The sequence below is a fragment of the Planosporangium spinosum genome (assembly GCF_049999945.1).
GTDB classification, from domain to species: domain Bacteria; phylum Actinomycetota; class Actinomycetes; order Mycobacteriales; family Micromonosporaceae; genus Planosporangium; species Planosporangium spinosum.
On the sequence record NZ_JBLYUB010000019.1, the window covers coordinates 124,995 to 151,823 of the forward strand.

The following is a 26,829-nucleotide window of genomic DNA, read 5'->3' on the forward strand; positions in this document are numbered from 1 at the left end:
ATGGGCAGGGGAGTGCGGTACGCGCTGGGCGCGCTGACGATACTGGCGGCGGCGGTCGCGTTCGCCCCGGACCGGGCCGACGCCCACCCGCCCGCTCAGCAGGCGCCGGACGCGCCGTACTACCGGACGGAGATCACCGGTGGCGTGACGCCGGTGACGGCCGGGGTCACGGCGAGCGTCGACCCCGCGGGCGAGTGGGTCGAACTGTCCAACGCCGGCCCCGCCGCCGTGGTCGTACTCGGCTACACCGGCGAGCCGTACCTGCGGATCACCTCGTCGGGCGTGGAGGAGAACCAACTGTCCCAGACCACGTACCTGAACCGGGCCCTCTTCGCCGACACCGTGCCGACCGCGCAGAGCGGCGGCGGGGTCGCGCCGGCGTGGAAGAGGATCGGGGACGCCGGCAAGGCGCGCTGGCACGACCACCGGATCCACTGGATGGGCCGCGAGCGCCCGCCGGTGGTCGCCGCCGACCCGACCCGCCCGCACCTGGTCGGCGACTGGGCGGTGCGCGCGACCGCCGACGGGACGCCGTTCGAGGTGCGCGGCGCGCTGCGCTGGCTGGGCCGGCCGGCGGACACCGGCCGGGTCGGCCCGGCGCAGGCCTGGCTGCTCACGCTGCTGGCCGGCATGACCGTGGTGGTCGGCGTGCTGACCATCGCGCTGATCCGGGCGCGGCGCCGGCGACCGGCGCCGGGCAGTGCGTCCCGGTCCGCCGGCGGGCCGGCCCTCGAGCGGGTACCGCCGCCGTCCGGCGGCGCCCGGTAGTCGTCACTGTGCCAGCGCGGGGATGGCCACCGCCCGCGACGCGCCGGTCCCGGACGGGCCGACCGGGACCGACAGCGTGACCGTCGTACCCGCACCGGGCGCCGACTCGACCCGCACCTGACCGCCCAGCGCCTCCACCACCGAGCGCACGATGGCCAGCCCCAGGCCGGTACCCGTGGCGGTGCGCCCCTGCGGTACCCGGCTGCGGGCCGTCGCCAGCTCCTCGTCGGACATACCGGCACCGGTGTCGGTCACCCGCACGTGCCAGCCGGTGGCGTCCCGGGCTCCGACGAGTTCGATGCGGTCGCCGGGGCGGGTGAACTTCACCGCGTTCTCGATCAGGCAGTCCAGCGCCGCCTCCAGCCGTTCCGGGTTGACCACGCCGGTACCGACGTCGGAGCGGGTGCACCAGATCCGGTCGGCGGTGGGCTGCCACCGGCGGCCGGTTCGTCGCAGCTCGGCGTCCAGATCGGTCTCGACCAGCGGGTACGGCTGCTCCAACTGCATGAGGGTGACCAGCCGCTGCGTGATGCGGGCGAGCTTGTCCAGCTCGTCGAGCACCACCGAGGTGTCCTCGGTGGTGACCGCGTCGTCGTGCGCGGCCCGGACCAGTTCGGTGTAGCCGCGGGCGACGGTGATCGGGGTCCGCAGCTCGTGCGAGGCGAGGCGGACGAACAACTGCTGCACCTCCAGGCGCCGCCGCTCGGCGTCGGCGAGCCGCCGTACCTCGGCCAGGGCCTGGTTGCGGCGGTTGACGTGCCACACCATGACGCCGAAGATCGCGGCCATGAGCGGTACCTCGGTGGTCTCCTCCCAGCCGATGTGCCCCTCGGCCGCGTGGTGGCACAGAATGTAACCGGTGACCCCGGTGACCAGCGCCAGCGCGGTGACCATGGCGGCCGGCCGCCACCGGGTGAAGCCGTAGACCAGCGCCAGTCCGATCCAGATGAAGTGGAACGGGACCGTCTCCTGGCCGGGCATCAGGTACATCAGTGCCGCCCACAGCGTGGCGGCGGCCACCCAGCCGCCGACCAGCAGGCGTTCAGTCGACGGTGAAGCGATAGCCCACATTGCGTACCGTCTCGATGCGGTCGGACCGGTCCAGTTTCTGGCGCAGCCGGCGGACGCAGACGTCGACGACGTTGCTGCCCGGGTCGAACGTCATCCCCCACACGTCCGACAGCAGCTCGGCCCGGCTGCATGCCTGACCCGTCCGCCGCATCAGGTGCTGGAGCAGGAGGAACTCCCGGAACGACAGCTCCACCCGGGCGCCGTTCACCTCGGCGCGGCGCAGCCGCAGGTCCAGCCGGACCGAACCGTCACCCAGCCATCGGACGGCCGCGCCGGGTGCCGGTACCCGCAGCCGGGCGCGCACCCGGGCCAGCAGTTCCGCGACGGCGAACGGCTTGCCGAGGAAGTCGGCCGCGCCCGACTCCAGCACGGCGACCCGGGTGCCGATCTCCGGTACCGCGGACAGGACGAGTACCCGCTGCTCCGGCCGTACCTCGACGAGGCGCTCCAGGACCTGGGTGCCCGCCACGTCGGGCAGCATGAGGTCCAGGACCACCAGGTCGAAGTCGCCCGCGAGCGCCTCGGTGAGCCCGTCGCCGCCGCGGGCGGTGCGCTCCACGCCGTGTCCGTCGTCGCTGAGGGCGCGCGAGACCAGCCGCGCGATCCGGTCGTCGTCCTCGATGACAAGCACCCGACTCACGCTGACCCCCAAAAAATGACAAGGCCCACAGTGACGGGCCGCGTACTCATTGGAGCGGGAACGGGATACGGGACGCCAGATCCGCACCGGACGGTCGGCGTGGGTCGCGGGATTTGCCGGAAACATCCGACGACATGGTGGAGCCGGCCGCCGCCGGACAGCCGATCCGGTCGGCGCGAACGGCCGTTCATCGTCCACTTGGGAGCCGGTACTCTACCGCGGTCGGTCGATACATCGATGAACGTGATGATGACAGTCGCATGACGGGTCCGTCATGAATCCCAGCGAGTTCCCAGCAAACCCCAAGGATCGATGCTGACGCCCGCCCGCCCGGGCCGGCGGCCTGAAGACCCGAGGGGGGTACCGCATGTTGCGTCGCCTGTCCCGGCGATGGTGGACCGTTGCGGCAATAGGCCTGTTACCCCTGGCCAGCTATGCCGTGGTGGCGGCGCTCCCGGCCGCCGCCGCTACCCCCACCGACGGCGGCATCACGCTGTCGGTGCGGAGCGCGCGAACGGTCGGCCCGGCACCGGAGATTCAGAAGGGTGACCCGGTCACCCACTACAAGTGGCTCATCACCTCCGACGACGTGGGCAATCCGCACGACGACCTGAAGAACTGCCTGCCCGCGCGCGCCGGAGTGGCGAGCACCCCCAACTTCGCCGACACGTGCCAGTGGCCGTCGGTGCGCGCCACACCGGGCGCCGTACCGGTCGTGGCGCAGGGTGACGACACCACGCTCAACGCCACCACCAGCCTGGGCAAGCTGCCGGTCGGCAAGTACCTGATCTCGGTGACCGCCGACGGGTACAAGATCGACGGTCAGCACTTCACGGTCACCGGCGGGAAGACCACGCCGGTCGCCGTCACCATGCAGCCGTACCCGCTGCCACTGGGCACGATCCGGCTGCGCGTCTTCAACGACAACGCCCCGGTCGACGGCACGTACGAGGTCGGTGCCGAGCGGGGGCTGGCCGGCTTCACCGCGTACCTGTCCGACGTCCTCGGCCAGGTCAGCGTCGACTACTACGGCAACCCGCTCTGTACCCAGTACGTCCACGGCGAGCCGGACGCGACGCACCCAAAGGGCGCCGTCGTCTTCGAAGACGGCAAGCCGAAGATCGCCCCCGGCTCGGTCGGCAGGTGCGTCAGCGACTCCAACGGCGACGTCGTGATCGAGAACCTGGGGCCCAACCGGTACGCCGCGCAGGTGGTCGCGCCGACCGGCCAGGTGTGGGCCCAGACGACCACGCTCGAGGGCAGCTTCGACTGGGACATCTGGGTGCAGGAGAACGACACCGGCTACGACACCGAGCAGACGCTCGGCGGCGAGCGGGTGCCCTACGTGGACTTCGGCTTCGTAGCGCCCACGGCGTTGCCGGCGAACCCCGCCACGACGGGCGAGATCGTCGGTACGGCGGTGCAGGGCCGCCCGTACGTCGGTGGCCAGGGCGGCGCCAGCGTACCCGAGACCGGGGTCGCCGGCGCGAAGATCGCCGGCCCTGTCCCGCAGCCGTGGGTGGCGCTGTCGGCGCTCGGCAACGGCGACCAGATGGTGTACCTGGGCCGCGGCGGCGCCGACGGGAAGTTCGACATCAAGAACGTGCCGGACGGCGACTACCAGATGACGATCTGGGACGCGCCGCAGGAGCTGATCCTGTGGAGCTTCAACGTGACCGTGCGGGGCGGCCAGAAGGTGGATGTCGGCACCAAGATGCTGGTCGGCTGGTTCACCCACATCCGCGGCACGATCTTCGTCGACAAGAACGGAAACGGCAGACGCGACCCGGGCGAGGCCGGGGTTCCACGGTTCCCGGTGAGCGTCAAGGAGCGCGATAACTCGTTCATGGACCAGTACACCAACTCGGTGACCACGGACAACAACGGGTACTACGACATCAAGGAGACGTACCCGCTGAGCAAGTGGCTGGTCCTGGAGGCGTTCCACACCCGCTACAAGACCACCGGCATCACGTACCAGGCCGACAACGAGCCGACGCCGACGACCCTGAAGGGCGCCGCCGTAGACCTGAACTTCCTGCCCATCATCGGGCTGGGCGGCACCGTCGACTGGGGCGTGCAGCCGTACGCCGGTGACGACAACGGCGGCATCGCCGGCACGGTCACCTACGACACCACCCGCAACGAGCTCGACGCGGCCAACTCGGTGACGGAGAACTACCAGCCGGGCATCCCGGGCATCAAGGTCCACCTGTACGCGGTCGAGCGCGACGACAACGGCGACCCGGTACGCAACCGCGACGGCTCGCTGAAGCGGGGACCGGAGCTGGCCGACGCGTACACCTCGGAGACGTGGGAGGCCGGCCGCGGCTGCACGGCCCGGATGTGGGACGGCAACCCGCTCACCGACCAGCAGGCGCTGCCGGACTTCGGCCGGGCCGCGAACCAGAAGTGCGTCGAGGCGCCGATGATGGGCGTGCAGTTCGCGCCCAGCGAGAACGACCCGAACAACTTCGGGCAGACCGTCAACGGCAACTACGCGTTCACCGACTCCACACTCAACCTGTACCCGCCGGGCGACCCGAAGAACCCGGGCCCCGCCCACGACCTGGCCCTGTACGCGCCGCTGCCGGACGGGCAGACCCAGCAGCTGGTGCCCGACGACTACATCGTCGCCGTCGACATCCCCGACAACCCGGTCGGTGGCGGCAAGATGTACCAGGTCACCCGGGAAGAGGACGTCAACGTCTTCGACGGTGACGGCTACCTGCCGCAGGACAACTTCCCGCCGACCCCGGCCGAGGCCGGCAACCCGCCGGACGGGGCGACCCCGCAGCCGGATCCGGGCTCGAACCCGTCGCAGGGCAACGGCATCATCAGCGAGTGCGCCGGCGCCAACCACACGGTGCACGTCACCAACCCGGCGTTCCTCGCCGGTGGCGGCAGCCCGTTCGAGGGCCAGCGCAAGCCCCTGTGCGACGCGAAACTGGTGGAGGTCCGCGCCGGTCAGACCAGCGCGCCCAACTTCAACCTGTTCACCGAGGTCCCGCTGCCCACGCACTTCTGGGGCCTGACCATCAACGACCTGGGCCTGTCACACGACAAGCGCAGCATCGAGTACGGCGAGGCCGAGGGGCTGCCCAACGTACCGATGGGCATCTACGACTTCGCCGGCCGGCTCGTCGACACCGTCGACACCGACTTCAACGGCTTCTACGAGGCGATCGAGCCGTCGACGGGCACCTACAACTGCCCGGTACCGGCGGGACCGTGCCCGAACATGTACCGGTTCGTCGGCAACGACCCCGGACAGCCCGGGCATCTCAACAAGAACTACAACCCCAGGTACCGGACCATCGCCACGAACTTCCAGGCGTGGCCCGGCCTGTTCACCGTGACCGACACCGCGCCCACCCAGGTCGGGATGACCGCGCTCACGCCCGGCAGCACCCAGGTCGGCGCCGTCGACTGCGACATCGCCGGGGACGCGCCGCAACTGTTCTCGGTGTCCAAGCCGTACCTGCGCACCACCGACACCAACCGCGAGATCACGATCAAGGGTGTCGGGTTCGGCAGCAGCCGCGGCACGGTCACCGTCTCCGGCTCGCTGGGCACCGTACCGGCGGCCGTGACGAGCTGGAACGACCGTGAGATCAAGGTCATCATGGGCGCGTCGGCGTCCGGGGTGGCGGCGACGCTGTCGGTGACCAACGCCGCCGGCAAGCAGACCGTCAACGGGCTGTCGTTCCAGTTCCTCGGCACGGCCACGGGATCGGGCACCACCCAGAACCCCAAGCTGCGCCAGGTGAACCCGCCGGCTTCCGCGGTCTCACCGGGGGAGAAGACCTACACAGGCGTGCAGTCCGCGCTCGACGACGCGGCGGCGGCCGGGCGCGGCGCCGAGCACGACCTGGTCGTGGTCTGGCCCAACCGTGCCGGTGCCGACAACCCGTTCGGGGCCTACCTGGAGAACGTGGTCATCCACTCCTCGGTACGGCTGCAGGGGGTCGGTCCCGGCGGCCAGTACGCCGACGGCAGCTACGTACCGGGCTCGGTGCTCGACGGTCGGGGCTTCGGCATCGACAACGACAGCGGTACCGCGTGGCTGAACCTGGTCGGGTCGCTGGCGTACGCCGGGCCGACCGAGGTACCCGACGGCGCCGTGGTGACGGTGCTGGCGAGGCAGGGACAGTTCAACGCGTCCACCGCGCCGACGGTCAACGGGTTCCGGATCACCGGCGGCAACCAGTCCGACTTCCCCGGCAACGTCAACGAGGTGGTCGGCGGCATCAAGACCCCGTACGGGGCGTCGGGCGCGGTGATCACCCAGGGCGGCGGCGTGTACCTGCACGCCGAGGCGCGGTTCACCCAGATCACCGACAACGTCATCGTGGGCAACAGCGGCTCGTACGGCGGCGCGGTCCGCGTCGGTACCCCGTACGCCAACACCCACAACGCGAACGTCAAGATCGCACGGAACCAGATCCGGGACAACGGCGGGACGAACCTCGCCGGTGGCATCGCGATCTTCACCGGCAGCAACGGCTACTCGGTGGACCACAACTCCATCTGCGGCAACTTCTCCGCGGAGTACGGCGGCGGCATCTCGCACTACGGCCTGTCGCCGCAGGGCAGCATCTCGGCCAACCGGGTGTACCTCAACGAGTCCTACGACGAGGCCGGCGGCATCATGATCGCCGGTGAGCTGCCACCGGACCCGAACCGGCTGTCACCCGGATCGGGCGCGGTCACCGTCGACGGCAACACGGTGCAGGCGAACCTGGCAGGCGACGACGGTGGGGGCCTGCGGATGCTCCAGGTCGGCAACTTCCCGATCACCGTCACCAACAACGTCATCGCGGGCAACATCTCCACCCACGAGGGTGGCGGCATCGCCCTCGACGACGCCACGGACGTGCGGATCGTCAACAACACGGTGATGGACAACATCACCACGGCGACGGCGATCACCAGCAACGGCACGGCGGCACCGGCCGGCCTGTCCGTCGCGGAGAACAGCGTCCAGTTGCAGGCCACCCTGCCGCCGGGATCGCCCACCTTCAGCAGCCCCAAGCTGTTCAACAACATCTTCTGGAACAACCGGGCGGGCAGCTGGAACGGGCTCTACGTGAGCGGTATCGGCGCCAAGGACGCACCGGCCGGGGACCCGATCAACTACTGGGACATGGGCTCGGCCGACGGGGTGGGCCCGCTGACCCCGACCAACTCGGTGCTCGGAACGACCAACGGCACCACCCCCAGCGGTACGAACAAGGTCGGGGTGAACCCCAAGGTGGTGGCACCGTTCCTGACCAGCGTGTCGATCGAGACCTCCCGGACGTTCCCCGCGTTCCGGCAGGCCGTGATCATCGTGCAGCACGTGGCCGGTACCCAGATGGGCAACTACCACCTGGCCGCCGGTTCACCGGCGCTCGACAGCGGTGCGCACAGCCGGACGTTCGGCACCGTCACGGTGACGGCACCCGGCACGGACATCGACGGTGACATCCGCGACTTCGTCCGGCCCGACATCGGCGCCGACGAGGTACGCGCCGGACTTCCGCTCCGGGCGGCACCGGCACCGGCGCCGCCGCACCGGGGGCCGGTCCCCCCGGTACCGACGAAGAAGAAGTAGCCGGCCCGCGGGCGGCGGCGCACACCGGTGAGCCGCCGCCCGCGGCGTTCCCCACTCCACGTTCCGTCCCGCCGGCACCTCGCGCCGGCGACCACAAGGAGGACGTCTTGTCCGACCGTGCGATCCCACGCGGACTGAGCCGGCGGGCCCTGCTGGCCGGCACCGCCGGCGCCGCGGGCTGGGCGATGCTGCCCGCCGGCAGCTCCGTCGGCTCGGCACCCCGGGCCAAGCCCCTGGCCGCCGTTCCCCACCCGACCACCGAGGTACACCTCGCCGGCACCGACGGATGGGTGTCGATGCCCGATGGCGCGCCGCCGATGGCGCCGTTCTGGCCCGACCCGCTCGCGCCGGCCGGCGCCAACCTGTACGTCTTCGGTTTCCGCAACGTCACCGGCATGACACCGGACCAGGTCACGGCGCAGCGGGGCAGGGCGCAGATCTCGGCGCCGATGCTGAGCTTCGACCAGGAGACCGACGTCAAGATCACGCTGACGAACCTGGGGCTGGCGCAGCGCCCCGACCTCGTCGACGGGCACACGATCCACTGGCACGGCTTCCAGAACGCGATCCCGCTCTTCGACGGCGTACCGGAGCTGTCCATCTCGGTGCCGATCGGCCGGGACTTCACGTACTTCTACCGCCCGCACGACCCGGGCACGTACATGTACCACTGCCACTTCGAGGACGTCGAGCACGTCCAGATGGGCATGACCGGCATGCTGTTCGTCCGGCCGGTCCAGAACGACGGCACGCACGGGGTGCCGGCCGGCAGGTACGCGTACAACTGCGGCGACGGCTCCACCCGGTACGACCGCGAGTTCGCGTTCATGATGACCGAGGTCTGGGCCGAGGCGCACTACCGCGACGCGCACATCCAGGTCAACGACTGGACCGACTACAAGCCGTCGTTCTTCGCGCTCAACGGCCGGGCGTACCCGGACACCCTCGCGCCGGGCGGCGACCCGATGGCGGCGTCCGCCGACCCGCGCCTGCGCTACCAGCCGATCTCGTCGCTGGTGACCTGCAACAGCGGCGAGCGGGTCCTGCTGCGCCTGGCCAACCTGGGCTACCGCAACCACGCCGTGACCGTCGACGGGATCGACCTGACCGTGGTGGGCAAGGACGCGAGCCTGCTGCGCGGCCGGGACGGCTCGGCCAACTACGCCGTGACCAACACCGTCGAGGTGGGGCCGGGGGAGAGCCGGGACGTCATCTTCACCGCACCGACGCCCGGCACGTACCTGCTCTACGACCGGGACTACCTCTCGCTCGCCAACGGCGGCGGGGGCGGCTACGGCGGACAGATGACCGAGATCCGGGTGTCCCCGGCCGGGACGCTCGGCCCACAGACGGGTGCGAACGCATGACAAGACTGACGATGCCACGGCTGCACCGCGCCCGCCTGCGGCGGGCGGTCCCGATCGCGCTGGCCGTCGCAGGAGCCGGCGTGCTCGTCGTCCCCGGACCGCACAGTTCGGCGGCGACCCCGTCCGACGGGCTGGAGTGCCGGACGTCGCCGAGCAACAGCTTCTCGCTCACCGCGAGCGGCGGCTACATCTCCACCCCGGACGGCAACTCCATCTACATGTGGAGCTACGGCGACACCGGCGGATCGTTCCAGCTCCCCGGTCCGACGCTGTGCGTGGACTCCGGCGCGAAGGTGACGGTCGTGCTGCACAACTCGCTGCCCGAGCCGACCTCGATCATGTTCCCGGGCCAGCCGCAGGTCCTCGCGAACGGCCAGCCGGTCCAGCCGGAGAACGACGCCAGCGGCAACCTGACGTCGATGACGACCACGGCCGGGGCGTCGGGCGGCTCGGTCACGTACACGTTCACCGCCGGCCCGCCGGGCACGTACGTGTACCAGTCCGGCACGGACGTGCAGAAGCAGCAGCAGATGGGGCTGTTCGGCGCGCTGGTCGTACGCCCGAAGGGGCACCCCGACCGGTCCAACGACCGGGCCGACTCGGCGTTCGACCCCGCGCACGAGTACCTGTACCTGCTCAGTGAGGTCGACCCGGACGCCCACCTCGCGGTGGAGCGCAAGCGGGCGTTCAACTGGAACAGCTACACGCCGCGGTACTTCATGATCAACGGCCGGAGCATGCCGGACACGATCGCGCCCAACAACGCCGAATGGCTGCCCAGCCAGCCGTACGGCGCGCTGATCCACATCCGGCCCTACGACGCCGCCACCAACCCGAAGCCGGCGCTCATCCGGTACCTCAACGTCGGCACGACCAGCTACCCGTTCCACCCGCACGGCAGCGACGAGCAGCTCATCGCCCGGGACGGGCGGCCGGCACAGGGGCCGGGAGGCCAGGACCTGTCGTACTCCAACTTCCTCATCGACGTGGCGCCGGGCCAGACCGTGGACACGCTGATGACCTGGAAGGACGCCGAGCACTGGAACCCGGCGGACAACCCGATCCCGGTTCAGCTGCCGCAACTGCAGGACCAGATCGTCGGCCCCGGCACCGAGACCTGGTTCAGCGAGAACCCGTACCTGGGTGAGGCCGGCGGTCAGCTGCCACCCGGCGTGGTGCAGAACAACCAGTGCGGCGAGTACTACCACGTGGCCCACAGCCACGCGCTGCAACAGGCCACCAACTTCGGCGCGAGCTTCGGCGGAATGATGACGCTGATCCGCATCGATCCGCCCGCCGGCTGCCCGGCTCAGTGACGGCGAAGGGATCCCTGACGATGAACCTCGTGAACGTTGCGCTGCGCGGCACGGTGTTTGCCGCCGCGGCGCTCACCGTCGCGACGCCGACGGCGGCCGCGTACGCCGCCCCGGCAGTGCCCGCAGCACCCGCCGCCCCGGCAGTGCCCGCAGCACCCGCCGCCCCGGCCTTCGCGCCCGAGGCTTCGCCTGCGCCGCCGCAGCGGACGCTGGCGCAGACGGGCTGCGCCATCACCGGTACCAGCGCCACCTGCGACCTGTGGGCCAAGCCGTCGACGGCCGTCCTGCCGGGCCTGGCCGACCCGGTACCGATCTGGGGATTCGCCTCCACCGCGGACGCCACGGCGACCTCGCCGGGCCCGGTGCTCGTCGTCGACCAGGGTGACACCGTGACCATCACCGTCCACAACGGATTGAGCCGCAACCTGTCGCTGGCGCTGCCGGCGATGACCGGGGTCGCCCCGGACACCGTCGGTGCGGCACCCGGTGCGAGCCGGGCGTACACGTTCACCGCGAACCGCCCCGGCACGTACCTGTACGAGGCCGGGCACACCCCGGACGGCGGTCGCCAGGCGGCGATGGGGCTCGTCGGCGCGATGGTGGTCCGGGCACCGGCGGCCGGTGGCCGGCCCAGCGCCTACGGCGACACGGCTTCCGGGTACGACGACGAGGCGGTGATGGTGCTGACCGAGGTCGACCCGGCCCTGAACACCAGCGCCGACCCGTACTCGTTCGACCTGCGCGCGGTGGCGCCCAAGTACCGTCTGATCAACGGCAAGGCGTTCCCGGAGACCGAGCCGGTCGCCACCGACGTCGGCCGCACGGTCCTGCTGCGCTACGTCAACGCGGGCGTGCTCGCGCACCCCATGACGACGCTCGGCGTCGACCAGCTCGTGGTCGGGCAGGACTCCCGGCCCACCGGGTACCCGGAGGCGGCGGTGACCGTACCGCTGGCGCCGGGCAACACGGTGGACGCCGTGGTGACGGTGCCCGGCGGGCCGGACGGGCGCCGGTTCATCGTGTACGAGTCCGGCGGCCAGCTCAACAACAACGGCCAGCGGTACGGCGCGGTGAAGGTCGGGGTCAGCCCACAGTCGGCGTTCGGCGGGATGATGACCTTCCTGGACACCAACCCGCAGCCGCCCAGCGGCGACCACGTCGGCCCGGTCACGACGCGGGTGTCCGCGGCACCGGACCCCGCGTCGGCGCTCAACCCGCTGACGGTGACGGCCGACTTCACCGACGTGCCGAACGGCGGCTCCACCGTCGACCGGGCCGAGGTCGTCGTCGACGACCTGAGCATCGGCGAGGGCACCGGCACGCCGTTCCAGGGCACCTTCGGCGCCACCACGGTCACCGGCGCGACGGCGACCGTAGCCCCGGCCGACCTGCAGAAGCTGACCCAGGGCCGGCACACGCTGTGGGTACGCGCCCACGACAGCGCCGGCAACTGGGGCGTGGTCAACTCCACGACGGTGAACCTCGCGGTCACCGGGGCGGCGACCACCGGACTCGTCGTCACCCCCAACCCGACCGCGGGCCTCGCCGACCTCGCCGTGAGCGCGACCGGTGACGACAGCGCGGTCGGTGGCACCGTCACCGCGGCGGAGTACTTCGTCGACTCGGTCGGCGAGAACGGCACGGGCAAGCCGCTCACGCTCGGTCAGCCCGGCGCGAAGGTGGTGGCCGAGACGGGTACGGTCCCGGCGGCCACGGTCGCGGGGCTGGCCGAGGGCAGGCACAGCATCCTGGTGCACAGCCGGGACTCGGCCGGCCTGTGGGGTCCGATGGCGATGGTGGACCTGATCGTCGACCGTACCGGCCCGACGATGCTGCAGGGCGCGGTGGTGCCGTCGACCACCAACGGTAGGAACGGCTCCCCGTCCGACCCGACCTACCTGCGGATCAACGCGGCGTTCACCGATGCCGTCTCCGGCGGCGTGAACTCGGGCATAGCGGCGGCCGAGGGCTTCATCGACACGGCCGGGGCCAACGGCGCCGGGTTCACGTTCCAGTCGCTGGACGGCTCGTTCGACACCGCCACCGAGAACACGTACGGTCTGGTGCCGCTCAGCGAGCTGAACCGGTTCGCCGACGGGTCGCACCAGATCCTGGTGCACGCGCGGGACGCGGCCGGCAACTGGGGTCCGCTCACCGCCCTGACGTTCACGGTGGACCGGGTCGCGCCGGTCGTGTCGGCGCTCGCCGGCGTGCCGCGTTCGGCGGGTACGGTCTCGCTGACGGCCAACGCCACCGACACGCAGAGCGGCATCGCGGCGGCGGAGTGGTACGAGGGCGCCGACCCCGGAGTCGGCTTCGGCAAGCCGGTGACCGTGACGGCGACCGGACCGGCCACGGCGGGACTGTCGGTCACCGTGTCCGGCCTGGCCAACGGTAACCACACCTTCTGGGTACGGGCGAAGGACGCGGCCGGCAACTGGAATAAGGCGGTCGCCACGACGGTGACGGTCAACCCGGCGACGCAGATCTTCGCCGACACCTTCGACAGCGGCAACGCCAACGCGTGGTCCCAGCGGGTGGGCACGGTGCAGGTCAGCCCGTCGGCGGCGTTCAGCAACTCCAACGCCCTGATCGTCACCGGGAAGACCCCGGCGTACGTGGTGGACAACACCCCGGCCGCCGAGCGGACCCTGCACGCGCAGTTCGGCTTCGCCGCCGGCACGTACAGCACCAACGGCACGGTCATCGACCTGTTCCAGGGCCGCTCGTCGACGGGTGCCGCGGTGCTGACCGTCCAGTACCAGACGACCACCGCCGGGGTCAGCCAGTTGCGGGTCGGCGTGCAGACGTCCACCGGCTGGAAGTACTCCGCCTGGTCGACCGTACCGAAGACGGCCGTCACGGTCCGGGTCGACTGGGCGAATGCCACCAACGGCACCGCCACCCTGTCGGTGGAGGGCTCGGGCGTCGGCACGGCCACCGGCAACACGTCGGCGAACAGGATCGAGTCCGCGGCGCTCGGCGTGGTCGCGGCGAGTGGCACCGGCGCGGTGTCCGGTACCGCGGCGATCGACAACTACACCTCCAACCGCTGACCCGACCGACCTGGTGTGGGGGCCGGGCCCCGGCCCCCACACCGTCCTCGAAGGAGACCCGATGACCCTCGTGACCCACTGGTCCCCGGTGATCCGGCGGCAGGCCGGCCGGATCATGATCGTGCTGCTCGCGCTCGGCTTCGTCGCCGCCGTCGGGTGGCGCTTCGCCGGCGCCGCCGACGCCAAGGGCGGCTACGCCGTGCCGCAGGACGGCAAGATGGAGGCGCACCTCGGCGTACGCATCACCCAGGCGGCCCTGGTCGGCGACGGCGGCCTCGTCGAGATCCGCTACACGGTGCTCGACACCCAGCGGGCGTCGGCGTTCCAGAACGACGTCAAGCATCCGCCGCTGCTCAAGAACGAGAAGAACGGCAAGACCGCCTGGCGGACGGCGCTCATGAAACAGGGCCACGAGCTACGCCCGGGGCAGACGTACTACATCCTGTACCTCAACAACAAGAACGCGATCAAGCGCGGCGACAAGATCGAAATCTCGACCGGGTCGCGCAAGCTCTCCCACGTGCCGGTCCGGTGAACGCCGTGCGCCGGCTGTTTCCGCTCGGCGTCGTGGCCGTCCTGCTCGGCGCGTTCGCGCCGCTGCTGATGCCGGCCACGGCGGCCAGCGCCCACGCGTACCTCGCCCGCAGCGCACCCGGCGACGGGTCGGTGCTCGCGTCCGCCCCGGAGGTGCTGACGCTCAGCTTCACCGAGCGGGTGGAACTGTCGGCCACCCACGTCGACGTCGTCGACGGCGACGGCACGCGGTACACGCCCACCTCCGTCACGCTGCGCGCGGCGTCCGACGGCGGCGCCGTGCTGGCCGGCGGTACCGAGACCCCGGTCGACATCGTGGTCGGGCTGCCCCGGCTGCCGGCCAACGTGTACCACGTGACGTGGCGGACACTGTCCACCGACGACCTGCACGTCACCAGCGGCAACCTGGTCTTCGGGGTGCAGCGGGAGGTACCGCTGGCCCGGCCGGCCCCCGGCCCCGGCGCCCCGGTACCCGCCGAGGCCGCGCTGCGCGGCCTCGGCCTGCTCGGCCTGTCGACGCTGCTCGGCGGGGCGGCGCTGGCGCTGCTGGTGGCCGGCACCGGCACCGGCCTGCGTCGGCGACTGCTCGACGTCGCGACCAGCGGCGGTTTCCTCGCCCTGGTGGCCACGCCCGGCCAGTTGGTCGCCCAGGTGTACGCCGGCACCGGCAGGGGGCTGTTGGTGCGCGAGGCGTTCAGCGGGCGGTGGCTCGCCCGCGAACTCGGCGTGTTCGCGGTGACGGTCGCGGTGCTGTGGGCTCGGGCCGGCCTGCGCGCCCGGGAGGCGGCCGGTTCCGCCGTGACGCCGTCGTCCGGTGGCCCCGTGACGCCGTTGTCCGGTGGCTCCGTGACGCCGTTGTCCGGTGGCCCCGGATCGGGCGCGGGCACGCCGGCCGTCGGCGCGGTCATCCTCGGCGGCGTCGGGGCGGTGGCGGCGGCCACGGGCACCGCGCTGCTCGGCCACCGGGTCGGCGGTCCGTTCCTGGTCGCGTCGGTGGTACACGTGCTGGCGGCCGGCGCCTGGGCCGGCGGTGTCGGAGCAGCGGCGCTCGCGCTGGTGCCGGTGCTGCGGTCCGGCCCGGAGCGCGCCGCGCACGTCAAGGCACTGTTGCGGGCCTTCGCCGCCGTCGCCGTGGCGTCGGTCGTGGCGCTGGCCGCCACCGGGCTGCTGCTGACCGGAGCCCAGGTAGCGACCGTGGACGCGTTGCTGACCACGCCGTACGGGTTGCTGCTGTTGGCCAAGGTCGCCGGAGTCGGGGTGGCCGGCCTGCTCGGGCTGCGGACGGCGCGGCGACTGCGGACCGCCGGTACCGTGCCGGTGCGGGGCCTGGTCACCGAGGCGGCCGCGTTGCTCGTCGTGCTGGTGCTCGCCGGGGCGCTCGCCTCGGCCGGCCCGGCCCGCGGGCCGCGCTTCGAGGCGGCCGCCGCGGTGACGATCACGCCACAGGTCAGCGGACAGGTGGCCGATCTGGTCGACACGGTGGCGATCCGGCCGAACATCCCCGGGCGCAACGTCATCACCATCACGGTGGCCGACACCCGGCGACCGGCCCTCGCCCCGATCAGCGGGGTGTCGGTGGTGCTGCGGGCGCCCGACGGTACCCAGTCCGTCCATCCGGTGACGCGCGCGCCGGACGGGTCGTGGGCGGTGTCGACCGACGACATCCGCGCCGCCGGGGCGTGGAAGGTCTCGGTCACGGTCCTGCGTGACGGGCTGCCCGCGGTCACCGACTCGCACGAGTGGGGCGTGGCGGGTGGCGGCGCCGGTGCCGTCCCGGTCGTCTCGGCGGCCCCGCTCACGCCGGTGGTGACGGTACTCGCGCTGCTGGTCGCGGCCGGGGCGCTGGTCGGCCTGGCGTGGCGCTACCGTCCACCCTGGTCCCGACCCGGTCGGCCCACCCCGGTCCCACGCCGGTCAGCCGGTCCCGGTCCCGGTCCCGGTCCCGGTCCCGGTCCCGGTCCCGGTCCCGGTCAGCCGGGCGTAGACGATGATGTTGTCGCGGTAGTTTCCGGACTCCCGATCGAAGCTGCCGCCGCAGGTGATCAGGCGTAGCTCCGGGCCGGGCGCGGCACCGTAGACCCGCCCGGTGGGGAAGTCGTCCTTGGGTACCTGCTCGGTCCGGTAGACCACGAACCGGGCGGTCTTCCCGTCCTGCCGGGTGACCAGGACACGGTCACCGGGGCGCAGGTCGCTCAGCCGGAAGAACACGCCCGGTTCGTGGTACCCGTCCACGTGGCCGAGGATCACGCTCGCGCCCGCCTCTCCCGGGGTCGGGCCGAGGGAGTACCAGCCGGCCTGCATCGGGTTCTCCAGGGGAGGCACCTGAACCGTCCGGTCCGGGTTCAACCCGAGCGGGATCAGCGACGACGCCGCGTCGATGGCGGGGATCGACACCCGGACCGGGACCGCCCGGGGCAGCGGGGCCGCGGGCCGCCCCGCCGTCGCCTGCGGGGCGACCGGTGGGACGGCCCGGACCGGTCCGCCGGGGCCGGACGTGACCGGCATCCGCGCGGTCACCGCGGCCAACGCGGCCAGGGTGACCACGGCGGCGGCCGTGCCGATCACGCCGGCGCCACGGTCCAGTCGGTGCAGGCGTTCACTCATGCGTGAGGTGACGCCGCCGGGTCAGGGCGATGCCGATCGGAGCGAGGATCAGTGCGGCGGTCAGGGTCGTCACGAACGTGGCGTTGGACCGGGCCGTACCGCCACCACCGGCAGCGGGTGCGCCGGTCGGTGTCGCGACAGCGGTGGAGGTCGTCGGAGTCGGCGTCGGGCAGCCCGGCGCCGGAGTCTGCGTCAAGCCGGCGCATCCGACCGTCGTCGTCGACGGGTCGGGGTTGGGCGCCGTCGTCTCGTCGGTCGTCGACGGGGTGGTCGGGTCGGGGTTGGGTGCCGTCGTCGAGTCGGTGGCGGCCGGGGTGGTCGGATCCTCGGCCGGCCGCTGCGCGGGCGTCCCCTGTGCGGCGCTGGCCATCGCGGCCGCGCCGGTGCCTCCCAGCACCATCGCCGTGAGCGACGTCGCCGCGATCAGGCCGAGCCAGGTCCGGCTCCGGCGGGCGGGACGGCCGGTCTCGTGCGGGGTTGCTTCGTTGATGGTCATGTGCACCACTTCCCCTTTGGATCGCAGAGTCGGGGTACTGACCTGGAACTGCTGGGGTCTAACCGTGACCACGCGTGGTGCGAAACCGTGCCGGCCGTGGGAAATGTGCGAGCGGGTGAGCTACTCCCGCGGTGTGAGGCCGACGGTGTGTGAGCTACCCCGACGGTGGTGGGCTATCCACCGCGCCGCCGACTGAATGAAAGGCCTCCGCCGGCCGAGTGGGGATTGCGATGGTATGGGACACCGCAATCCCCACTCGGCCGGCGGAGGAGCCGGGTGGCGGAGGAGCCGGGTGGCGGAGGCCGCCGTACCCCCCGCCGGGGTCTGGCCGGGGCTGTCAGTCGGCCTGGCCGTGCACGTCGGCGTGGGCGGCCGGGATGCTGCCGAGCCGACCCTTCTGGTAGTCCTCGAACGCCTGGATCAGCTCGGCCTTGGTGTTCATCACGAACGGCCCGTACGCGACGACCGGCTCGCGGATCGGCAGTCCGCCGAGGAACAGCACGTCGAGTGCGGGGCTGTGGCTGTCCTGGTGGGTGTCGGCGGCGACCGTCACCGTGTCGCCCGCGCCGAAGACGGCCAGCTGGCCGGCCTCGATCGGGCGCCGCTCGGCGCCGACGGTGCCGCGACCGCCCAGCACGTACGCGAGGGCGTTGAAGTCGGCACGCCACGGCAGCGATACCGAGGCGCCCGGGCTGACCGTCGCGTGCACCAGGGTGATCGGGGTGTGGGTCGAACCCGGGCCGGTGTGCCCGGCGACCTCGCCGGCGATGACCCGCAGCAGCGCGCCGCCGTCGGCCGACGCCAGCAGGGCCACGTTCCCGGCGCGGATGTCCTGGTAGCGCGGTGGTGCGAACTTCAGCGCCTTCGGCAGGTTGACCCACAGCTGGAAGCCGTGGAACAGGCCACCGCTCGCCACCAGGTGCTCCGGTGGGGTTTCGATGTGCAGGATCCCGGCTCCGGCGGTCATCCACTGGGTGTCGCCGCCGCCGATGAGCCCGCCGCCGCCGTTGGAGTCGGAGTGCGCCATCTCGCCGTCGATCATGTACGTGACGGTCTCGAAGCCGCGGTGCGGGTGCCACGGGGTGCCCTTGGGCTCGCCCGCCTCGTACAGTACTTCGCCCATCTGGTCCATGTGGATGAACGGGTCGAGCGCGCGCAGGTCGACGCCGGCGAACGCGCGCCGGACCGGGAAGCCCTCGCCCTCGAAGCCGCGCGGGGCCGTCGTGACCGAGGCCACCGGCCGCTGCCGCGCGGTCGCCGGGTCCGCGGCCGGCACCCGGGGAAGCACGAGGATGTCGTCGACGGTGACAGCAGGCATGAGGCCCTCCCGACGGATGGCCGGGCGGTCTGCCCGGCGGCGGGCACCACTTTACTTGCTCAAGCAAAAATCAGCAACGCAACAAAGTTCGATGACCGTGTTCCATCGACCGCTCGAGTTGCCGGCATACCCGGCGCGAGGTGAACTTGACGCGTGGGTGGGATCCGGGTGGGCACCGCGTCGTGGACCGACAAGACGCTCCTGGCCTCCGGCTGGTATCCGAGCACGGCGAACACGGCCGAGAAGCGGCTGGCCTACTACGCGCGCCAGTTTCCGCTGGTGGAGGTGGACGCCACCTACTACGCGCCGCCGGCCGAGCAGACCGCCCGGCTGTGGGCGCAGCGTACCCCGGACAGCTTCACCTTCAACGTCAAGGCGTTCAGCCTGCTGACCGGCCACCCGGCCAAGCCGACGGCGCTACCCACAGACCTGCGCCCGGACACCGACAAGAAGACCATCTACCCCAGGGACCTCGCGCCGCAGGTGTACGAGGACCTGTGGAGCCGGTTCCTGTCGGCGCTCGAGCCGCTCGCCGACGCCGGAAAACTCGGCGTGATCCTGTTCCAGTTCCCGCCGTGGTTCACCATCCGCTCCTCCAACAAGCAGTACCTCCTCGAGGTCGCCGCGCGCTGCAAGCCGATGCGGGTGGCGGTGGAGTTCCGGCACCACTCCTGGTTCGAGGCCGACAACGCCGAGGAGACCCTCGGCTTCCTGCGCGAGCACGACCTGCCCTTCGTGGGCGTGGACATGCCGCAGGGGTACCCGTCGTCGGTGCCGCCGGTGCTGGCCGCGACCTCGGATCTCGCCGTGGTGCGGTTCCACGGCCACAGCGACAAGTGGACCAGCCACGACATCCAGGAGAAGTTCGGGTACTCCTACTCCGACGCCGAACTGGCGGAGTGGGCGCCCCGGCTGCGGGAGCTGGGCGAGGACGTCGACACCACGTACGTCCTGTTCAACAACTGCGCCGGTGACAACGCCCAGCGCAACGCGGCCACGATGGTGAACCTGCTCGACGCCGACCGCTGACTCCCGGCCGTACCGTCAGAAGAGGGTCAGGGGCTCGACCGGCTCCGGCTCGGGCAGCGCCTCCAGCTCGGGTAGGCGCGCCCGCACGTCGTCGTGGAAGCGGCGGGCGAGCATCGGCGCGTCGGCGTTGTCCGGCGTGTGGATGAACACGGTCGGCGAGCGGCCCTCGCGCAGCCACTCGACGGTGATGTCGATCCAGTGCCGCCACCCCTCGATCGTCCGTTCGGGGTCGTCACGGCCGAGGTAGCGGACGACGGGCCGGTCGGTCAGCGCGAGCGTACGGAGCGGGGTGCGCGGCTTCTTGGCCCACGCGTCCCGCTCCGCGTCGCTGGTCGGCGGGCTTCGGAAGAGGGTGGTCGTATCGAACGGAATCCATTCGGCGTCCGCGGTGGCGAGCACCCCTTCGAGGAGACGGGTCGCCCGCGGGTCGTCGAAGAAGGCGTGGTGACGGACCTCCACGGCGTACCGGTGGGCATCGGGGAGCCGGCGCAGGAAGCGGGCGAGCGTGGGGACGTCGGAGGGCGCGAATGACCCGGGCAGTTGGATCCAGAGGGCACAGGCCCGCGGGCCGAGCGGCTCGATCGCATCCAGGAAACCACGAACCTCCTCGTCGACGCCGGTGAGACGGTGTTCGTGCGTGATGCTCCTGGGCAGCTTGACCACGATCCGGAAGTCGGGGTCGGTCTGGCGTGCCCACGACGCCACGGTCGTCCGGTCCGGCGTCGCGTAGAACGTGGTGTTGCCCTCGACCGCGTTGCACCAGCCGGCGTAGGACCGCAGACGCTCGTCGGACGGCAGTCGGTGCGGCAGGAACCGCCCCTGCCAGGACTTGAGCGTCCACATCGCGCATCCGACATGCAGACGCATGCTCAGGCACCTTCCTCACGTTTCGCCAGCGGCGCCAACGGTACCGCCTGCGACTACCGCCGGGTCAGGTCGTGGCCAGCGCCTCGGGCGGGGGTAGCTGGGCCGCGGATCGCCGTATACAGCCCCGGCGACGCTGCCGATGAGTACAGGGCCGGCGACGGTGGCTCCCGTCGCCCACGTCGGCATGACGGTCGTCCGGCGCTGGTACGCGGGCGGCCAATGGCCGTCCGCGTCGGGTGCTCTGCGGGTGCTCGACCGCCGTGGCCAGGTCGACCGTTGGCGGGACGACGTGGACCCGCGCGGCGGGGGAGTGGCGAATGACGTACATCAATTCGATCTGTGGGGATTGGTGGGAACCAAAGAGTCGGTCAGGATCAGGTTAAGAGAAGATCGCGGCTGCGTAGTGGGAGGCCGGTGCTCCTGCTCAGAGCGTCTGCCGGCGTCCGTGGATGTCGGCCTGGGTCGGGCGGCTTGGCTGTACCGATGGCTGTACAACTCTCGACGAAGACTCCACCCCGGTTGCGGGCGCAGCCGGCCAGTCCAACACGGTCAGTTCCGGCCATTGCTGCTGCCAGCGGGATGACTTGGTCTGGTAGACCTCTCGCGGGGCGAGCACCGGGTTCGGGCGCACGACAAGGTTGAACACGTCGGAGAGCCCGTGCGGCGCGTAGACCCGCCACCCACCATCAAGCTCCAGTCGCACCCCTACGCAGCAGGTCGTCGCCGCGAACGAGTCGATCGCCGACTCGGTGGACTCGTACGGAACGCACGGGACCCCGAACTTCTGCTCGTACCAGAGATGAACTCGGGCCTCGTTGCGGATCTCAACCTCCACCGGCAGATCACTGAAGACCTGCCTCCCTGCCTTAATCACGGCGTCCTCGGCTTCCCACGACAGGTCGCTGCCGTCGAAGTAGAAGACGTCGTAGTCCTTGATCCCGCTGGTCGGGGGCCTGTCCGTGACGACGTTCCACACGGTCTGAAAGACGCAGCCCGCCGTCACGTACCAGCCAGGCAACCCCAGCGACGCGGTCCGGTTCAGCACCTCCAGCAACACGTCGTTGCGGGACAGCACCGTCTTCAGGGCGGCGAGCTGCTCGTCCAGGGGAAGGCGACCGATCACGTCCCATGGCTACCACGCATCGCTCGCTCGCCGCTGCCCCCAGCCCCAGAGCCCGGCCATCCCGTCTGCCCTCGACCCACCCACCGGGGCGAGGGCCTGGCCCAGGGCGCCAAGGTGGAGCGGCTACCGGGGGACTGTCCGATCAAAGGCTCTGGCACGGTAACGGTGGTCGCGGCCGGTGACCTATGCGAGCAGGATCCGCTGGCGTAGGAGGGTGAATCCTGCTCGGCCGTACATCTGCCGCTTGAGGAATTTGACCTTGGTGTTGGCGCCCTCCGTCGGTACTTCGGGGGACGCTGCAGGTCTGCGGCGGTGGCGGCGCGGGCATAGCGCTTGACGGTGTTGAGGGTCCACCCGAGCCGGCGGGCGCATTCGAGCAGGCCGACGCCCTGGCCGAGCAGGGCGTGCACGGCGGCGTGCCGGGCCCTGCTGCGTTCGTCCAACACGTGGGTCTGCCGGGGTGGCCGGTGTGCCAGCAGTGGCTGTGCGCGATCACGGTCTTCTCGACCGCCTTGGCGAGGTTGTGCCACAGGTGCCAGCGGTCGGACACCTGCCTCGCGTGCGGCGCACCCGTGCGGATCGCCTCGGCGTAGGCGGCCGACCCGTCCCGGCAGACCACTTCCACCTCGGGATGCTTGCGCAGCCACGCCGCCAACGTGGCGGATTTTCGATCGGGCAGCACCTCGATGCGACGATGGGACACCGCGTCGATCAACAAGGTCGCATACCGGTGGCCGCGGCGCAGCGCGAAATCATCCACGCTGAGCACGGCCGGCGCCGGCCCCGTCGGGTGGGCAGGCCCATGAGCACCCGCAGCACCGTGGATCGGGAGACCCGCACGCCCAGCCGGGCCAGCACGGCTGCTCCGGCCCGCCCCGCCATGACCACCGCCAAGTCGGCGATCAACGCAGTCAACTGGCAGGTCCGGCGCGCCCACCGCCGCGCCAGCGCGGGCACCTGCTCTCGGAACGTGCGCCGCGGGCAGGATGCGGTCGGGCAGACCAGACGCCGCACCCGTAGCTCCACGATCACCCCGCGGCCGCCGACCGGGAGATCGGCCAGACATCGCAGGTGATAGGCGTGCACCCGCGTACTCGGCTGCCCGCACTGCGGGCACGCCACCGCCGCCGGCGGTGTCCGGGCCCGAACCCGCAAACCCTGTCCCTGCTCAACCACCTCATCGATCAGCATCGCGGACAGCTGCGGGAACACTACCTTGATCAAATCGGAACGACACCGGCGCCAGCCTGCCGCACCCTCATCGACCACTGGGGACTGACCACCACCGTCTTCGCGCCAGAGCCTGAGGAATCGTGTCCCATGACATGACGCCAGGCGACCCGCCGCCGACGGCAGCACCACGGTGCCGACCCGGAGGTGTGCGGCCCCGATACGACACTCCGCCTTCCGGTAGCGGCATGGAGTGACACTGGGCACAGCCGACTCCGACGGTGGGCCTGTTCCCCCAGGTCAGAGCGGAACTGTGGGCGCGCGACCGGGTGTCAACGGCGTGTTCACGAAATTTGATTTCAGTCGCCGTCGCCAGTGTCGATGTTGTTACTGCCGAGGCCACGCGCCCGGGCGGGCTCTGCAGGGAGAGTGAACAGCGGTGACTTGGGTTCGCGGTTGGTTGGGGCGCCGTGGCGTTCGAGCCAAGGTGCTTGCAGCGGTGGGTGTCGTGACGCTTGCCGCGGTCTCGGTAGGCGTCGTGGGTGTGTATGCGCTGACGGGAGTGCGTAACAGCGCGCGCGACATCGGCAGCTCCAACGTCGCGCCGCTGCAGGAGCTGACCCAGGTGAGCATCGCGCTGCTGGCGATGCGGGCGGACACCGCCGACTACGGCCTGTCCGGCGACGAGGCCCACCGCGCCGACTTCATTACGAAGATCAATAACGATGACACCGCGCTCGACACGCACCTGTTCGCCTACGCCGAGGTCGGGGCCCGGCCGGAGAAGCACGCACTGGTGACGAAGTTGTGGTCGGCGGTCAACGCGTACCGGATGGTCCGCGACACGAAGATGGCCGGCGCGGTGGCCCGCGGCGACCTGGCTGCATACAAGGCGGTCCGGGACGAGGAAGCGATGCCGCTGATCAATCAGGCGCTGGATGAGCTGACCGGGTTGACGCGTTTCGAGGGCGAGCGGGCCCGTGCGTCGCTGGCCGACGCCGAAGGCTCCTACAACTCGGGCCGCGCGGCCGTGGTCGGCCTGCTGGTGGTCGGCGTACTGGTATCGGTCGCCCTGGCGCTGTGGGTGGCGTACGGAATCGTCCGGCGACTGCGCCACGTGTCGCAGGTGCTCGAGTCGGTCGCCGACGGCGATCTCACCCATGAGGTGGTGGTACGCGGCCAGGACGAGTTGGCCGACATGAGCCGCGCCCTCATCAAGGCCGTCAGCCACCTGCGCAGTACGGTGAGCACGCTGGCCGAGGGAGCGCAGGCCATGGTCACCGCGGGCGAAGAGCTCGGCGCGACCAGCCACTCGATCGAGAGCGGAGCACACCTGACCAGCGGTCGGGCGGTCGCCGTGTCCACGGTGGCCGGTGAGGTGAGCGACCAGATCGCTGCGGTCGCCGCCGGTACCGAGGAGATGAACGCCTCGATGCGGGAGATCTCGGAAATTGCCCATCAGGCGGCGGGGTTCGCCGCATCCGCGATCACGACCACAGAAACCGTGACGGCGACGGTGAACCGGCTCGGCGAGGCGAGCGAGGAGATCACCAAGATCACCGAGGTTATCAGCGGTATCGCCAAGCAGACCAATCTGCTCGCCCTCAACGCGACGATCGAAGCCGCCAGGGCGGGCGAAATGGGCCGAGGATTCGCCATCGTCGCCGGCGAGGTCAAGAACCTCGCTCAGGACACGGCCAGCGCTACCGACGAGGTCCGCCAGCGGGTGGAGGCGATCCGGCAGGAGACGCGCGGCGTGATCTCGGCCATCGCCCAGACCTCGGCGGTGGTGGGCCAGATCAGCGAATACCAGAGCTCGATCGCGGGTGCGGTCGAGAAGCAGACCGATACCGCGGCTGACATCAGCCGTAGCGTGTCGGATGCGGCGACGGGTTCGGGTGAGATAGCGACGACCATCGCCGAGGTGTCGCAGGCTGCCGAGGTCACGACGCAGGGAGTGGGCGAGACCCGACGGGCGGCGGCCGATCTGCTTCGGTGGGGCGTCGAGATCAAACAGTTGGTCGGACAGTTTCGCGTCTGACCCTACGAAGGCACCTTTTCCAAACCATCAGATCTTGGTCTGGCACGGCGTCGATCGTGGTCCAGCGAACAGCGAGACGGGATGCGAACAGCATGAGTGGCGAGTCACGGCTTTGGACATCGTCGGCGTCGGGCCTGTCCCGACGCCGGGTTCTGCGCCTCGGCGGGATGGTCGGAGCGGCCGCGGGCTCAGCCGTGCTCGCCGGGTGCGGCACCCGTGCCGCCGGCTCATCGCGGGCGTCTGCGCCGATCCGGATCGGCTTCGTCAGCCCGCAGACCGGCCCGCTCTCGAACTTCGCCGCGTCGGACAGCTTCGTGGTCGATTCGATGCGAGCCCGCTTCTCCTCCGGCGTACAGCTGGGATCGGTCACTCGCCCGCTTCAGGTCATCGTGCGAGACAGCCGTTCGACGGCCGAAGGGGCGGCGGCCGCCGCCGAGGACCTGGTCAAGAACGAAAAGATCGACTTGATGCTCGTCTCGTCCACCCCCGACACGACCAATCCGGTCGCTGACGTCTGCGAGAAGCAGGCGGTGCCCTGCATCTCCACCTGCGCGCCCTGGGAGCCGTATTTCTTCGGCCGGGGCGGCAACCCAGACACCCCGTTCAAGTGGACCTTCCACTACTTCTTCGGCATGGCCGACATCGCTGCCTCCTGCACCGCGCTCATCTCGGCCGTGCCGACGAATCGCCGGGTCGGGGCGCTGTGGCCGGCCGACCCGGACGGCTCGGCCTGGCGTGATCCCAAGACCGGCTTCGGCCCGATTCTGGCGAAGGCCGGCTTCACCCTGATCGACCCCGGCCCGTACCAGGACGGTACGAACGACTTCGGCCCGTTGCTCCGCTCGCTGAAGGACCAGGATGCGCAGATCCTGCTGGCCCTGCCCATCCCACCGGACGCGCCCACGATTCTGCGGCAGGCGGCCCAGATCGGATACCGGCCCAAGGTCGCCTTCATCTCCAAAGCCGTCGACGTCCCTGGCAGCATTCAAGCAGTCGGCCCCCTCGGCCAGAACGTGGGGATAGGGGTCTACTGGTCACCCAAGTTCCCGTTCACCAGCTCACTGACCCGGCAGACGGCTGCGCAACTCGCCGAGGAGTTCGAGCGGACCACCGGCCAGCAGTGGTTGCAGATCCTCGGCTGTGTCCACGCGCTGTTCGAGGTGGCCATCGCCGCCCTGTCCTCGGCGGGTACCACTGACAAGCACGCTGTCGCCGACCGGCTACGGACGCTGAGTGTCAACACGATCGCCGGACCAGTGAACTTCGCGACGGGCCCGGTGCGGGGCGTGTCGGCCATGCCCGCTGTGAGTGCGCAGTGGCGACGCGATCAGAACGGGCGCTGGGAACCGGTGATCGTCGCCGCCCCCAACCATCCGGAACTGCCCACCGAGTCCGCGGTACAGCCATTCGGGTGACACGGATCGAAGTGCGCTGGCGCCCCTCGTGGCTCGGCTGCGGCACCAGTCATACCGCCTGCTCTGGTATCAGCACCAGGACGGCCGACTGCGTACGGCGCTGAAGCCGACGGACCGGCCGCTTTGTCATCCTGTGTCGAAGTGGTGCAATCGCGAAGGACGATGGTCACGAATAGGGCGTTGCCGGCCTGATGTCCGCGGTGTGGGGTGCTCTGCGGGTGCTCGGCCGCCATGGGACGGATCCGGCTCGGTCTGGACCGTGCGGCACGTCCATGCGGCGGATTAGGCAATCTGAGGTGTACTAAGGATCTTGGACACGTCCTCCGACCTGAGAGGATGAGTCCATGCCCGAGCAGCGTCGCCGGTACAGTCCACAGTTCAAAGCCGAGGCCGTGCAGATGGTGATCGAGACCGGCAA

General features: G+C 70.9%; 18 protein-coding genes and 1 pseudogene. 10 read left to right on the plus strand and 9 right to left on the minus strand.

Annotated features, from left to right (window positions below):
- Positions 1-768: a hypothetical protein gene (locus ACNTMW_RS23880; RefSeq protein WP_426636003.1), complete on the plus strand. Its 768-nt coding sequence runs from the start codon at positions 1-3 to the stop codon at positions 766-768.
- A 3-nt stretch (positions 769-771) separates the two neighbouring features.
- Here the strand turns inward: ACNTMW_RS23880 and ACNTMW_RS23885 are convergent, their stop codons facing one another.
- Positions 772-1,839 carry a sensor histidine kinase gene (locus ACNTMW_RS23885; RefSeq protein ID WP_426636004.1) on the minus strand — a complete coding sequence of 356 codons (1,068 nt, stop codon included), beginning with the start codon at positions 1,837-1,839 and terminating at the stop codon, positions 772-774.
- Complete coding sequence (locus ACNTMW_RS23890) at positions 1,811-2,470, minus strand: response regulator transcription factor (RefSeq protein ID WP_426636005.1); 660 nt, start codon at positions 2,468-2,470, stop codon at positions 1,811-1,813. The genes ACNTMW_RS23885 and ACNTMW_RS23890 overlap by 29 nt, the downstream gene beginning before the upstream one ends.
- A gap of 376 nt (positions 2,471-2,846) precedes the next feature.
- Between ACNTMW_RS23890 and ACNTMW_RS23895 the strand changes: the two genes are divergently transcribed.
- From ACNTMW_RS23895 to ACNTMW_RS23920, 6 genes and pseudogenes are all read left to right on the plus strand, one after another.
- Positions 2,847-8,075, plus strand: a complete 5,229-nt coding sequence (locus ACNTMW_RS23895) for an IPT/TIG domain-containing protein (protein WP_426636006.1) — start codon at positions 2,847-2,849, stop codon at positions 8,073-8,075.
- Positions 8,076-8,182: 107 nt separating this feature from the next.
- Entirely contained in the window at positions 8,183-9,442 is a 1,260-nt protein-coding gene (locus ACNTMW_RS23900; protein ID WP_426636007.1) for a multicopper oxidase domain-containing protein, read from the plus strand.
- Complete coding sequence (locus ACNTMW_RS23905) at positions 9,439-10,758, plus strand: multicopper oxidase domain-containing protein (RefSeq protein WP_426636008.1); 1,320 nt, start codon at positions 9,439-9,441, stop codon at positions 10,756-10,758. The genes ACNTMW_RS23900 and ACNTMW_RS23905 overlap by 4 nt, the downstream gene beginning before the upstream one ends.
- Before the next feature lie 20 nt (positions 10,759-10,778).
- Positions 10,779-13,814 (plus strand): multicopper oxidase domain-containing protein, encoded by a 3,036-nt coding sequence (locus ACNTMW_RS23910; protein ID WP_426636009.1) that lies wholly within the window; start codon positions 10,779-10,781, stop codon positions 13,812-13,814.
- Between the two features lie 61 nt (positions 13,815-13,875).
- The gene (locus ACNTMW_RS23915; RefSeq protein ID WP_426636010.1) at positions 13,876-14,349 is read left to right on the plus strand and encodes a hypothetical protein; all 474 of its coding nucleotides are present in this window, start codon (positions 13,876-13,878) and stop codon (positions 14,347-14,349) included.
- A gap of 68 nt (positions 14,350-14,417) precedes the next feature.
- Positions 14,418-15,716, plus strand: a pseudogene (locus tag ACNTMW_RS23920) (copper resistance CopC family protein); the annotation flags it as partial.
- Between the two features lie 546 nt (positions 15,717-16,262).
- Here the strand turns inward: ACNTMW_RS23920 and ACNTMW_RS23925 are convergent.
- The 3 genes from ACNTMW_RS23925 to ACNTMW_RS23935 form a co-directional block, all read right to left on the minus strand.
- Positions 16,263-16,952, minus strand: coding sequence for a class F sortase (locus ACNTMW_RS23925; RefSeq protein ID WP_426636011.1), 690 nt, complete (start codon positions 16,950-16,952; stop codon positions 16,263-16,265).
- Positions 16,945-17,448, minus strand: coding sequence for a hypothetical protein (locus ACNTMW_RS23930; protein WP_426636012.1), 504 nt, complete (start codon positions 17,446-17,448; stop codon positions 16,945-16,947). The genes ACNTMW_RS23925 and ACNTMW_RS23930 overlap by 8 nt, the downstream gene beginning before the upstream one ends.
- A gap of 337 nt (positions 17,449-17,785) precedes the next feature.
- On the minus strand, positions 17,786-18,766 hold the full coding sequence (locus ACNTMW_RS23935) for a pirin family protein (RefSeq protein ID WP_426636013.1): 981 nt from the start codon (positions 18,764-18,766) through the stop codon (positions 17,786-17,788).
- A gap of 153 nt (positions 18,767-18,919) precedes the next feature.
- Between ACNTMW_RS23935 and ACNTMW_RS23940 the strand changes: the two genes are divergently transcribed.
- Entirely contained in the window at positions 18,920-19,795 is an 876-nt protein-coding gene (locus tag ACNTMW_RS23940; RefSeq protein ID WP_426636014.1) for a DUF72 domain-containing protein, read from the plus strand.
- 15 nt (positions 19,796-19,810) lie between these two features.
- Here ACNTMW_RS23940 and ACNTMW_RS23945 read toward each other — a convergent pair whose 3' ends face one another.
- From ACNTMW_RS23945 to ACNTMW_RS23960, 4 genes are all read right to left on the minus strand, one after another.
- Positions 19,811-20,638, minus strand: a complete 828-nt coding sequence (locus tag ACNTMW_RS23945) for a DUF72 domain-containing protein (RefSeq protein ID WP_426636026.1) — start codon at positions 20,636-20,638, stop codon at positions 19,811-19,813.
- A 448-nt stretch (positions 20,639-21,086) separates the two neighbouring features.
- Positions 21,087-21,785, minus strand: coding sequence for a nucleotidyltransferase family protein (locus tag ACNTMW_RS23950; RefSeq protein ID WP_426636015.1), 699 nt, complete (start codon positions 21,783-21,785; stop codon positions 21,087-21,089).
- A gap of 142 nt (positions 21,786-21,927) precedes the next feature.
- A complete protein-coding gene (locus ACNTMW_RS23955; RefSeq protein ID WP_426636016.1) occupies positions 21,928-22,554 on the minus strand; it encodes a transposase in 627 nt (208 codons plus the stop codon).
- The gene (locus ACNTMW_RS23960; protein ID WP_426636017.1) at positions 22,497-23,009 is read right to left on the minus strand and encodes a transposase family protein; all 513 of its coding nucleotides are present in this window, start codon (positions 23,007-23,009) and stop codon (positions 22,497-22,499) included. The genes ACNTMW_RS23955 and ACNTMW_RS23960 overlap by 58 nt, the downstream gene beginning before the upstream one ends.
- 385 nt (positions 23,010-23,394) lie before the next feature.
- Between ACNTMW_RS23960 and ACNTMW_RS23965 the strand changes: the two genes are divergently transcribed.
- Positions 23,395-24,996 carry a methyl-accepting chemotaxis protein gene (locus ACNTMW_RS23965; RefSeq protein WP_426636018.1) on the plus strand — a complete coding sequence of 534 codons (1,602 nt, stop codon included), beginning with the start codon at positions 23,395-23,397 and terminating at the stop codon, positions 24,994-24,996.
- On the plus strand, positions 24,951-26,411 hold the full coding sequence (locus tag ACNTMW_RS23970) for an ABC transporter substrate-binding protein (protein ID WP_426636019.1): 1,461 nt from the start codon (positions 24,951-24,953) through the stop codon (positions 26,409-26,411). Before ACNTMW_RS23965 ends, ACNTMW_RS23970 begins: the two co-directional genes overlap by 46 nt.
- The last annotated feature ends 418 nt before the right edge of the window (positions 26,412-26,829 follow it).

Coding starts and splice junctions, on each gene's coding strand:
- ACNTMW_RS23880 (WP_426636003.1), top strand. CDS start 1: ATGGGCAGGGGAGTGCGGTACGCGCTGGGCGCGCTGACGATACTGGCG.
- ACNTMW_RS23885 (WP_426636004.1), bottom strand. CDS start 1,839: ATGTGGGCTATCGCTTCACCGTCGACTGAACGCCTGCTGGTCGGCGGC.
- ACNTMW_RS23895 (WP_426636006.1), top strand. CDS start 2,847: ATGTTGCGTCGCCTGTCCCGGCGATGGTGGACCGTTGCGGCAATAGGC.
- ACNTMW_RS23905 (WP_426636008.1), top strand. CDS start 9,439: ATGACAAGACTGACGATGCCACGGCTGCACCGCGCCCGCCTGCGGCGG.
- ACNTMW_RS23910 (WP_426636009.1), top strand. CDS start 10,779: ATGAACCTCGTGAACGTTGCGCTGCGCGGCACGGTGTTTGCCGCCGCG.
- ACNTMW_RS23915 (WP_426636010.1), top strand. CDS start 13,876: ATGACCCTCGTGACCCACTGGTCCCCGGTGATCCGGCGGCAGGCCGGC.
- ACNTMW_RS23925 (WP_426636011.1), bottom strand. CDS start 16,952: ATGAGTGAACGCCTGCACCGACTGGACCGTGGCGCCGGCGTGATCGGC.
- ACNTMW_RS23930 (WP_426636012.1), bottom strand. CDS start 17,448: ATGACCATCAACGAAGCAACCCCGCACGAGACCGGCCGTCCCGCCCGC.
- ACNTMW_RS23935 (WP_426636013.1), bottom strand. CDS start 18,766: ATGCCTGCTGTCACCGTCGACGACATCCTCGTGCTTCCCCGGGTGCCG.
- ACNTMW_RS23945 (WP_426636026.1), bottom strand. CDS start 20,638: ATGTGGACGCTCAAGTCCTGGCAGGGGCGGTTCCTGCCGCACCGACTG.